Annotated in this window: 7 protein-coding genes; 4 read left to right on the forward strand and 3 right to left on the reverse strand. The window is 70.8% G+C overall.

Translation table 11 applies throughout. The annotated features are described in order from the left end of the window. The 4 genes from ACYVE7_RS23020 to ilvC all read left to right on the forward strand — a co-directional run. Positions 1-1,936 (forward strand): putative bifunctional diguanylate cyclase/phosphodiesterase (locus ACYVE7_RS23020; protein WP_460367085.1); only part of this gene is annotated, 1,936 nt, incomplete at its 5' end. A gap of 194 nt (positions 1,937-2,130) precedes the next feature. Then, on the forward strand, positions 2,131-3,915 hold the full coding sequence (locus tag ACYVE7_RS23025) for an acetolactate synthase large subunit (protein ID WP_460367086.1): 1,785 nt from the start codon (positions 2,131-2,133) through the stop codon (positions 3,913-3,915). Further along, positions 3,915-4,442 (forward strand): acetolactate synthase small subunit, encoded by a 528-nt coding sequence (ilvN, locus tag ACYVE7_RS23030; RefSeq protein ID WP_460367088.1) that lies wholly within the window; start codon positions 3,915-3,917, stop codon positions 4,440-4,442. Before ACYVE7_RS23025 ends, ilvN begins: the two co-directional genes overlap by 1 nt. A 36-nt stretch (positions 4,443-4,478) precedes the next feature. Beyond that, a complete protein-coding gene (gene ilvC, locus ACYVE7_RS23035; RefSeq protein ID WP_460367092.1) occupies positions 4,479-5,462 on the forward strand; it encodes a ketol-acid reductoisomerase in 984 nt (327 codons plus the stop codon). 50 nt (positions 5,463-5,512) lie between these two features. Here ilvC and ACYVE7_RS23040 read toward each other — a convergent pair whose 3' ends face one another. The 3 genes from ACYVE7_RS23040 to ACYVE7_RS23050 form a co-directional block, all read right to left on the reverse strand. Then, a complete protein-coding gene (locus tag ACYVE7_RS23040) occupies positions 5,513-6,451 on the reverse strand; it encodes a LacI family DNA-binding transcriptional regulator (RefSeq protein ID WP_460367089.1) in 939 nt (312 codons plus the stop codon). Positions 6,452-6,456: 5 nt separating this feature from the next. Then, positions 6,457-7,737, reverse strand: a complete 1,281-nt coding sequence (locus ACYVE7_RS23045; RefSeq protein WP_460367090.1) for an MFS transporter — start codon at positions 7,735-7,737, stop codon at positions 6,457-6,459. Between the two features lie 133 nt (positions 7,738-7,870). Then, positions 7,871-9,013: FtsX-like permease family protein (locus ACYVE7_RS23050; RefSeq protein WP_460367091.1), on the reverse strand; the 1,143-nt coding region annotated here is incomplete at its 5' end.

Raw genomic sequence — 9,013 nt, forward strand, 5'->3', positions numbered from 1 at the left:
GGCCCCCTGGATGGGCGGCACCGCGCGGCGCGGCGAGATCCGCGGCAAGCTCGTCGGCCCCGGCATCGCGCCCGCCCTGCTGGCGGGGGCCTCCGCGGTGTTCGTGGCCGGGCACTCGCTGACGGGCGGTGAACGGATCCAGCCGGTCGTGCTGGTCGTCGTCGGCTCGGCGCTGCTGGTGCTGATCGCCCGGCTCACCGATCTGCTCCGCGAGAACGACCGGCTCCGGCTGGAGGTCCGCGCGGGCGAAGACCACTTCCGCACCCTCGCCGAGTCGATCGACGATCTGGTGATGATCTGCGACCACACCGGGGCCGTCGCCTATGTGAGCGGCGGCGCCCACTGGACGGACGTCGTCGACGACATGCTCGGCCGTCCCCTCCAGGAGTTCCTGCACCCCGAGGACCTGCCGCTGGTCGACGGCGCGCTCACCGAGTTCCGCGACGGCCTCGACGAGACCGTCCGGATCTCGTGCCGGCTGCGCACCACCGACGGCACCTGGCTGCCCACCGACTCGACCTTCTCCCGCTACGCCCCGTCCCGGCTGCTGATCACCACCCGCGACCTCAGCGAGGAGGCGGCGCTCAAACGGCAGGTCACCCATCTGACCTTCCACGACGGCCTGACGGGGCTGCCGAACCGCGCCTATTTCGAGGAGCGGACCAGGCAGGTGCTGGCCCGCCGTGACCCGGTCTGCGCGGTCGTCTTCGTCGACCTCGACGGCTTCACGGCCGTCAACGACTCGGCCGGGCACGCCGCGGGCGACCAGGTGCTCGCCCAGGCCGCGCGCCGGCTGCGCGCCGCCGTCCACTCCGGCGACACCGTCGCCCGGTGGGGCGGCGACGAGTTCTCGGTGCTGGTCGAGACGGCCGCCGACGCCCAGACCGTCGTCGATCTCGGTGAGCGGATCCTGCGGAGCCTGTCGGAGGAGACCTACCGGGTGGGGGAGCGCGGCATCGTGCTGTCGGCGAGCGTCGGCATCGCCTTCGCCGACCAGGAGCTGATCGAGTCGGTCGACGTCCATGACGCCGACTCCGCGTCCCTGATCCGCAACGGCGATCTGGCGATGGCCCGGGCGAAGGAGCTGGGCGGCGGCCGGGTCGAGGTGTTCGTGACCCATATGCACGCCGACGTGGTTCGCAGGCTCGAACTCGGCAGTGATCTTTCGCGGGCGATGACCGAGGGCGAGTTCGCCGTCGACTTCCAGCCCGTCACCGAGCTGGCCGACGGGCGCGTCACGGGCGTCGAGGCGCTGCTGCGCTGGCGGCGCGACGGCGTGCAGGTGCCGCCGGAGGAGTTCATCGGCGCCGCCGAGGAGTCCGGCCTGATGATCCCGCTGGGGTCCTGGATCCTGCGCGAGGCCTGCCGCCATGTCGCGGAGTGGCGTCTGGGCGGCTGGAACATCGGCCTGTCGGTCAACTTCACGGCCCGTCAGATCGCCGCGCCGCGCTTCACCGAGACGGTCGCCTCGATCCTCGCCGAGACCGGCCTCCCCCCGTCCTCCCTGACCCTGGAGGTCAAGGAGGAGGTCCTGGTGGAGCATCTGCAGGGCGACGAGCAGAACCTGATCCGGCTGTCGACGCTGCGCGACCTGGGCGTCCGGCTGGCCATCGACGACTTCGGCACCGGCTACGCCTCCCTCGCCTACCTGGGCCAGCTCCCCGTCGACATCATCAAGATCGACCCGTCGTTCGTGTCGGGCCTGGGCCATGACGAGACCCGCACCCTGCTCACCCGCACGATCGTCCGGCTGGGCGCCGACCTCGGCCTCACCGTCGTGGCCGAAGGCATCGAACGCGAAGAGCAGCTCACCCTGCTGCGCGAGATGGGCTGCCCGCGAGGCCAGGGCTACCTCGTGGCCCGCCCCATGCCGCCCGACCGCATCACCGCCGAGATCAAGCCCGCGACCGTCCCCCTCCAGCCCCAGGGCACCTGAGCTGCGTATATCTCATACTGTGAGACGTATGCAACATGGATTTGACCTGGGGACGGTTGAGGGGCGAAGCTAGGGCCGTGCAGAACAGCAGCGGCATCATTCTCGTAGTACTTGGTCGGCGCGCAGCCTAGACCCAGTACCGAATTGGCTTGCGCGCTCCCCTCGACCGCCTAGATGGCGCGGGGGGTTTTTTGTTGGCCACGAGTCACCTTCCTCCCACCAGGAAAGAAGCAGCAATGACCGAGCAGATGACCGGAGCGCAGGCCCTGGTCCGCGCACTGGAGAACGTCGGCGTCGACACCGTCTTCGGGATTCCGGGCGGGGCCATCCTTCCGGCCTATGACCCGATCTACGACTCGCTGAAGCTGCGCCACATCCTCGTGCGGCACGAGCAGGGCGCCGGGCACGCCGCGCAGGGCTACGCGCAGGCCACCGGGAAGGTCGGCGTGTGCATGGCGACCTCGGGTCCCGGCGCCACCAACCTGGTGACGCCGATCGCCGACGCCTACATGGACTCCGTGCCGATCGTCGCGATCACCGGCCAGGTGCCGTCGGGGTTCATCGGCACCGACGCCTTCCAGGAAGCCGACATCTCCGGCATCACTCTGCCGATCACCAAGCACAACTTCCTCGTGACCAAGCCCGAGGACATCGCCCGCACCATCGTCGAGGCGTTCCACATCGCCGGCACCGGACGGCCGGGGCCCGTCCTCGTCGACATCTCCAAGGACGCCCTGCAGGCCAAGTTTGACTTCGTGTGGGGCGAGGACATGCGGCTGCCGGGCTACCGGCCCGTCACCCGGCCGCACTCCAAGCAGGTCCGTGAGGCCGCCAAGCTGATCGTCGAGGCGGAGCGGCCCGTCCTGTACGTCGGTGGCGGTGTGCTCAAGGCGCGCGCGTCGGCCGAGCTGAAGGTCCTCGCCGAGCTGACCGGCGCGCCGGTCGTCACCACGCTGATGGCCAAGGGCGCGTTCCCCGACAGCCACCCCCAGCACATGGGGATGCCCGGGATGCACGGCTCCGTCGGAGCGGTCGGCGCGCTGCAGAAGTCCGACCTGCTGGTCACGCTGGGCGCGCGGTTCGACGACCGGGTCACCGGTCGGCTCGACACGTTCGCGCCGAACGCGGCCGTCGTCCACGCCGACATCGACCCCGCCGAGATCTCCAAGAACCGGCACGCCGACGTCCCGATCGTCGGCGACGCCCGCGAGGTCATCGCCGATCTGATCGTCGCGATCCAGAACGAGCACGCGGCCGGCCGCAAGGGCGACTACGAGGCCTGGTGGAAGCAGCTCAACGCGTGGAAGACCACTTACGCGCTCGGCTACGACCCCGCCCCCAACGGCGAGCTGTCGCCGCAGTACGTCATCGAGCGGCTCGGCCAGATCGTCGGCCCGGACGCCCTGTACTGCGCGGGCGTCGGCCAGCACCAGATGTGGGCGTCGCAGTTCATCAAGTACGAGCAGCCCGGCAGCTTCCTCAACTCCGGCGGCGCCGGGACGATGGGCTACGCGGTCCCGGCCGCGATGGGCGCCAAGGTCGGCGCGCCCGACAAGACCGTCTGGGCGATCGACGGCGACGGCTGCTTCCAGATGACCAACCAGGAGCTCGCCACCTGCGCGATCGAAGGCATCCCGATCAAGGTCGCGCTGATCAACAACGGCAACCTGGGCATGGTCCGGCAGTGGCAGACCCTCTTCTACGACGGCCGCTACTCCAACACCAACCTCAACTCCAAGCGGATCCCCGACTTCGTGAAGCTCGCCGACGCCTACGGCTGCGAGGGCATCCGGGTGGAGAGCCCCGACGAGGTCGACGCCGCCATCCAGAAGGCGATGGAGATCAACGACCGTCCGGTCGTCATCGACTTCGTGGTCTACAACGACGCCATGGTCTGGCCGATGGTCGCCGCCGGCGCCAGCAACGACGACATCAAGTACGCCCGCGACATCGCGCCGAACTGGGAGCACGAAGACTAATGTCCCTCCACACCCTTTCCGTGCTCGTCGAGAACAAGCCGGGTGTCCTGGCCCGGATCGCCGGGCTGTTCTCCCGTCGCGGGTTCAACATCGACTCGCTGGCCGTCGGACCGACCGAGCACCCGGAGATCTCCCGGATGACGATCGTCGTCAACGTCGACCAGTTGCCGTTGGAGCAGGTCACCAAGCAGCTCAACAAGCTCATCAACGTGCTGAAGATCGTGGAGCTGGACTCGGCGGCCTCGGTCCAGCGCGAGCTGGTGCTGATCAAGGTCGGCACGGGTCCGGAGAGCCGCTCCCAGGTGCTGGAGATCGTCCAGATGTTCCGCGCGAAGGTCGTCGACGTCGCCCCCGACACCGTCACCATCGAGGCGACGGGCAATCGCGACAAGCTCGAAGCCCTCTACCGGTGCCTCGAACCGTTCGGAATCAAGGAACTGGTCCAGTCCGGTATGGTCGCCGTCGGACGCGGCTCCCGCTCGATCACCGACCGTAGCCTGCGTGCGCTCGAATCGCGCAGCGCGTAATCCATCCAGAAAGGTACAGCCCTACTCATGGCTGAGATGTTCTACGACAACGACGCTGATCTGAGCCTCATCCAGGGCCGTCACGTCGCCGTGATCGGCTACGGCTCCCAGGGTCACGCGCACGCGCTCTCGCTGCGCGACTCGGGTGTGGACGTCCGCGTCGGCCTCCCCGAGGGTTCCAAGACCCGCGCCAAGGTCGAGGCCGACGGCCTGCGCGTCGTCACGCCGAAGGAGGCCGCGCAGGAAGCGGACCTCATCATGATCCTCGCGCCGGACCACCTGCAGAAGGCGATCTACGAGAACGACATCAAGGACGAGCTCGCCGAGGGCGACGCCCTGTTCTTCGGCCACGGCCTGAACATCCGCTTCGGCCTCATCGAGCCGCCCGCGGGCGTCGACGTCTGCATGGTCGCCCCGAAGGGCCCTGGCCACCTGGTGCGCCGCCAGTTCGAGGCAGGACGCGGCGTCCCCGTCATCGTGGCGGTCGAGAAGGACGAGACCGGCAACGCGTGGCCGCTGGCCCTGTCGTACGCGAAGGCCATCGGCGGTCTGCGCGCGGGCGGCATCAAGACCACGTTCACCGAGGAGACCGAGACCGACCTGTTCGGTGAGCAGGCCGTGCTGTGCGGCGGCACCGCCGAGCTGATCAAGACGGGTTTCGAGGTGCTGGTCGAGGCCGGTTACCAGCCCGAGGTCGCCTACTTCGAGTGCCTGCACGAGCTCAAGCTGATCGTCGACCTGATCTACGAGGGCGGCATCCAGAAGATGTACTGGTCGGTCTCCGACACCGCCGAGTTCGGCGGCTACAAGTCGGGTCCGCGCGTCATCACCTCCGAGACCAAGGAGACGATGAAGCAGATCCTCGCCGAGATCCAGTCGGGCGAGTTCACCAAGGCCCTGGTCGAGGAGATGAACTCCGGTCAGGTCAACCACAAGAAGTACCGGGACGAGCTGGGCTCGCACCCGATCGAGGTCGTGGGCGCCAAGCTCCGCCCGATGTTCTCCTGGCTGAACGACTAGTCAGCCCCGAAACCGCCCGGCCGCTGAGCGAGCCGGGCGGTTTCTCGTTTTCAGGCCGACGCGCGGACCGTGAGCGTGCAGGGCAGCACGGAGTCGCCCGGCTGGTCGCCGTTCAGCAGCGCGCGCAGCCGGTCGGCGGCCAGCTCGCCGAGACGGTAGGTGTCGATCCGCACGGTGGTGAGCGGCGGGGTGACGACCTCGGCGAGCAGCAGGTCGTCGCAGCCGATGACCGCGCGTCCTCCGGCGGCGCGCAGCGCGCCCACCGCGATGACGTCGTTGAACGCGAAGACCGCGGTCACCTCGGGATGGGCGGCGACCAGCTCGGTCATCGCGGCGGTGCCGCCGGCGAAGGTCTCGGGCGCCATGGCGACGCCCGCGCAGGTCAGGCCGTGGTCCGGCGCCTCCGTGACGAAGGAGACGCGCCGCGGCGAGCCCGCGCAGCCCTCGCTGTCGATGACGGCCACGGTGCGGTGGCCCCGCGCGGCCAGATGGGCCAGGGCGAGGGACGCGCCGCCCGGATAGTCGATGGTGATCGCGGGCCAGTCCGGCGGGCCGACCTCGCCGTCGACCCGGACCACGGGCAGCGTGATCCCCGGGTAGGGGGCGTCGGGGACGGCCACGATCAGCGCGTCGCACTGGGACTGGACCCGTTCGAGGGTGCTCAGCGCGTCGGACGGCGAGCCGTCGTGCACGCCCAGCAGGACCTGCCCGTCCCAGGCCCGGACGGCCGAGGTGATCCCGGTGACCAGCTCGGGGAAGAACGGGTTGGTGAGCGGCGGGACGACGACGCCGACCGTCACGGTGTCCTGGCGGACGAGGCCGCGCGCGAACCGGCTCGGCCGGTAGCCCAGCTCCGCGACGGCCGCCAGGACCTTCCGCTTGGTCTCGGGATCGATCCGGCCCTGGTCGTTGAGCGCCCGCGAGACCGTCTGGCGGGAGACGCCGACCGCCCTGGCGACGTCCTCGATGGTCGGACGCCTGCTCGTCATCGTGGTCATCCTGTCGGCAGTGGCTCGCCCGCGCGGGGCCGGTCCGCTGATTGTCCCGCACGTGAGCGCAGCAGGAACGCGAGCCTGGCGGCGCCGAGGTAGCAGACCGCGACCAGCAGGAACGGCAGGACGGGCGCGGTGGTGTAGGCGAGCGCGGCCAGCGAGCCGGACGGGATCGCGATCAGCCCGGTGAGCACCTGGAGCGCGGACATGCCCTCGGCCCTGTCCTGCTCGGGGAGCAGGCCGAGCCCGAGCACGTCGAGGTTCGCGTCCATCAGGATGACGCCGACCGTGGTCAGCGCGGTCGCGGCGACCAGCGCGGGCAGCCCGGGGGCGAAGGCGAACAGCAGCCATCCGGCGGCCCCGGCCAGTGCCGCGGCCGCGACGCGCGTCTCGGTGCGGGGCTGGTGTTCCGGTGCGCGGCGCGGGCTCCTGAGCAGGACCAGGCAGGGCAGGGCGGCGATCCCGGCGACGGCGGGCAGCAGCGCGATCAGGCCGGTGGAGAAGCCCCGGTCGGCGAGGAAGACGACCTGGAAGACGGCGAGCTGGAGGGCCAGGCTGTTCAGGCCGACCAGCAGGATCAGCGGCCAGAGCGCGGGGGAGCGGCGCAGGAACCGTGCGAGGTTGCGCAGCGCGACGCCCACGACGTTGCCTGTGGGCGCCGCGCGCATCGCGGCGCGTCCCGCTTCGGTCTCGGTCATCAGCCGGTTGCGGAGCAGCGCGTGCGCGAGCATCGTGCAGCAGCCGACCGCCAGCATCGTGCGGAGCGCCGGCTGGGAGCCCCAGTGGGACATGGCCAGCCCGACCAGCGGGGTGATCAGCCCGGACACCGCGAGCAGCAGCCGGATCCCGGCGAAGACACGGGAGCGGTCGCGGGGGTCGGCGTCCTCGGTGGCCAGCAGCCGGGAGGACACCATCGGCACGCGCGACCAGGCGTGCAGCGCGTGGGCGAGCAGGAACACCCAGAAGTCCTGGGCGATCGCCCACAGCGCCATCGGCACCACCCAGGAGATCACGTCGAAGACGAGCGTGGCGCGGCGCCGCCCGAGCCGGTCGGTGATCGTCCCGGTGACGAGCTGCACCAGGAACGCGAGCCACAGATGCACCGAGAGGATCAGCCCGATCCGCGTCTCGGACAGCCCGGTGTCGCGCATGTAGAAAGCCAGGTAGTAGCCCGTGGACGTGCCGAGCACCGCCCACAGGGGTTCGAGCAGGACGGCGTACCGGCCGTTCGGGGGAAGATCGCGGAGCAAAGGGGGCCCTTCTCGTGCTGCGTGAACGCTCACGCACCCGCGCACGCTAGCAGACGCGTGAGCGCTCACGCATCTTGGGCCGCACCGATCGAGGGTGTGGACTCCCAGCCCCGCCCGGAGACCGCCCGGCCCCCGAGCCGGGTGGTCTCCGCGTTCCCGGGGCCGGTCAGGCCGCCAGGCGGCGGGTGAGGGGCAGCCGGGAGCGCGAGAACAGGGCGGTGGTGGCGACCGCTGCGAGGGGGACGCCGACGGTGATGGCGAGCAGCAGCAGCCACGGGACGTCAACGACGCCCGTGTGGCCCGGCGGCGGGACGGCCAGCGCCCCTTCGTAGTTCTCGGTGAGCGGCCCCGCGGCGGCGATCCCGGGCGCGAAGCCCGCCAGGACGCCCAGCCAGCAGCCCAGCAGCGAGATGAACGCGGCCTGCCCCATCAGCAGCAGCCTGCGGGTGCGGGGCTTCGCCCCGATGGCGGCGAGGGTGGCCAGGTCGGGCCGTGCGTCGGCGGCCGACAGGCCGGTGGCGATGAGCGTGCCGCCCATGGCGATGACGGCGCCGGCCGCGCCCTGGGTGAGCGCGGGCAGCGCGAACGACTCGGTGAAACCGCGCTCGGTGTAGACGTCGACGTACCCGGTGACGCCCTTCGCGGCCTCCTCGATCCGGCCGGACTCGTCCGGCGTCACCACATGCCCGGTGCGGTCGATCGCCAGCCCGTGCGGCGTGACGGGCACGCCGAACCGCGCGGCGGCCGACGGCGGGATCACGGCCTCGGGCCTGGCCAGCACCGGAGACTCCGCGTGGACGGCCGGGACCGTGATCCGGCGGCCCTGCTTCACCTCTCCGCCGGAGAACGCATACGGCCGGACCGACATCGCGCCGTCCCGTAGCTTCTGCGCGCCGAACAGGACGGCCTTGCCCGAGGCGAGCGCGGCGGCCAGCGCCGGGTCGTCGCGGCCCAGATAGAAGCGGAGCACGCGCGGGTCGTCGCTGACCAGCAGGACGTTGGAGCTGACACAGCCGTTCTCGCAGGCCAGGCCCTCGACCTCGAAGTTGACGCAGCCCTCCTCGCCGTAGCAGTCGGCCTTGCCGATCCGCCGGAACTCCTGGACCTCCACCCCGCCGCCCAGCTCGCGGACGACCGCGGATTTCACCGCGTCGAACCGCTCGGCGGGCATTCCCGTGATCAGGGTCTGCCCCATCAGCTGGGCCGGCTCGTACTCGCGCTCGCGCTGCTCGAAGTCGCTGCTGCTGCCGATCGCGAGCGCGGTCAGCCCCGCGACCGCGGCCATGATCGCGGCCGCGGCGGGCGCCGA

This window comes from Actinocorallia lasiicapitis (genome assembly GCF_054778695.1).

Coding starts and splice junctions, on each gene's coding strand:
- ACYVE7_RS23040 (WP_460367089.1), bottom strand. CDS start 6,451: ATGACGAGCAGGCGTCCGACCATCGAGGACGTCGCCAGGGCGGTCGGC.
- ilvC (WP_460367092.1), top strand. CDS start 4,479: ATGTTCTACGACAACGACGCTGATCTGAGCCTCATCCAGGGCCGTCAC.
- ilvN (WP_460367088.1), top strand. CDS start 3,915: ATGTCCCTCCACACCCTTTCCGTGCTCGTCGAGAACAAGCCGGGTGTC.